The 1,740-nt window shown below is 37.5% G+C and carries 3 protein-coding genes; all 3 read left to right on the top strand.

The window, feature by feature from the left end:
- Positions 1-266 precede the first annotated feature (266 nt).
- From C6G87_RS08520 to C6G87_RS07115, 3 genes are read left to right on the top strand one after another with little or no spacing between them, the layout of a single operon-like run.
- Positions 267-413 carry a hypothetical protein gene (locus C6G87_RS08520; RefSeq protein WP_158653128.1) on the top strand — a complete coding sequence of 49 codons (147 nt, stop codon included), beginning with the start codon at positions 267-269 and terminating at the stop codon, positions 411-413.
- A gap of 45 nt (positions 414-458) precedes the next feature.
- Positions 459-812 (top strand): hypothetical protein, encoded by a 354-nt coding sequence (locus C6G87_RS07120; RefSeq protein ID WP_104752825.1) that lies wholly within the window; start codon positions 459-461, stop codon positions 810-812.
- Between the two features lie 2 nt (positions 813-814).
- Positions 815-1,711 carry a hypothetical protein gene (locus tag C6G87_RS07115; RefSeq protein WP_104752824.1) on the top strand — a complete coding sequence of 299 codons (897 nt, stop codon included), beginning with the start codon at positions 815-817 and terminating at the stop codon, positions 1,709-1,711.
- Positions 1,712-1,740: the final 29 nt, after the last annotated feature.

Raw genomic sequence — 1,740 nt, 5'->3', positions numbered from 1 at the left:
AAGGTGAGCAGAGAAACCACCGACCAGCTCAGAGCCTGCCCTAAGAGCAAGAGAAAAATGTTTTTGTTGAACATGGGAGGGATTTTAGTGTATTGTTTTGGATTTATGGGGACCATGCATCCTTGCCCTCTATCGCTTGGAGGATTGTATGTCCTTGTTTTTCTTAAGATGCGTACAAAAAACAATCTTAGTATTTGCTTTTATATCTTAGAATCTAAAAAATTCAGTTTGGTGCGCCTCAAGGGAGTTTGGGTGTGAGGACCTTTTTGGATTTTTTCTATTTTATCTATGTGGGACTTGCGCTCACGCCTGCAGGGGCGATTTTTTATTTGCACAAGTACCACGCTCATTACACCTTTCTTAATCTTTTTGGTGTTGTGGTTGTATGTGGAGTTTTTGCCCTATTATCTTGACTTTACGTATACCTTGTTGCAAGATACATGCCTCCCGAGGATGCAATGCGCGCTGTGGAGATGGTGGAGGTGGCTGAACCTAAATACATCCCTATCTACATTGCCTATTTTGTCATTGCGGTTAGCCTTGAAAATTGCACCCTATTTATTGTGGTGTTTGTGCTTATTTATCTTTTAATCCTCAAGGGGAAATTTTCCTATTTTAACCCCTATCTTTTGTTTTTTAAATATCATTTTTACGAGATTTCTATTGACCCTAGTCAAATCACCGGCAACTCCTCAAAGTATGCAAAATACAAAGTGTTTTTGATCTCAAAAAGAAAGCTCAAAATAGAAAAGCAGTATCCAAAGCTCATTGGTCTTGATGAATTTGTTTTTCTTGATAAAGGAGTGAAATAACAATGTCTATACTCTATTGCCACATAGGAGGGACAAACTATCGTGTTGGCAATATATCTTTAGAAGACACATGGGATCTTAAAACATATGAGAATTGCCAAAAGAAAGACTATCGCAAAGAGCATGGGAGAAATTTAGAAAAAAAGGAGACGTTTTATATCCAAGCTCCCTTGAAAATGCTTGAAGACTATCATCTTGAGCTTGTGATAGGTGGCGACACTTCTAGTCTCAATACGATTGACCTAAATGTATTGGAAGAGAATGATAGCAATCGAAAAAACCAGTCTAAAGTGCTGTTTGTGCGCACAGAAGAAGGGGATAATGTTAAATTGTACTTCCAGGCAATTAGACGGGGTGCTGTCATCAAGAAAGGTTTTGTTCTTTTAGGCAACCAACCATGCATTGAAAATGGAGCAGTCATTTTGATTCGCGAACAAATAGATGCTTATTGGAGTCGAAAAGATGAGAAGCTTTATTTTAAAGATATTAAGGATTTGGAGCGCATATTGCCACACTTTTTTGAAAAAAAAGTTCAAGATCTTAGACAAGGACTTAGAGCTATTAAGAACTCTGATTACCAATATTTGCACCTAGATTTAGACTTAGACAAAATCCAACCTACTCTACCAAAAACAAGACTGGCTAGAATCGATTTTTTATTGCAAAACGGGAACTTGGAGATTTTTAAAAAGAATGGCGATCCAACAAAACGGAATGCCTACTTAAAATACGCTCAAAAATATCGGCCTCAAATACTTAAAGATAACAAATTGCTTATCTGTAAAGTTGCTGATTTAGACTCTCTCTACCATATTGTGTGTGAAGCCTACTACACCACAGAAATAGGAGGAGAGCAACGTATTGCTAATGTTTCTGAAAAAAATAGTGTTAAAGACTAACTTTAGTGCATTGCCGCCCCTACAGAGGT

This window comes from Helicobacter baculiformis, assembly GCF_900197685.1.
Lineage (GTDB): Bacteria > Campylobacterota > Campylobacteria > Campylobacterales > Helicobacteraceae > Helicobacter > Helicobacter baculiformis.
Note: the sequence above shows the minus strand (reverse complement) of the source record. Positions and strands in the feature narration are given on the sequence as shown.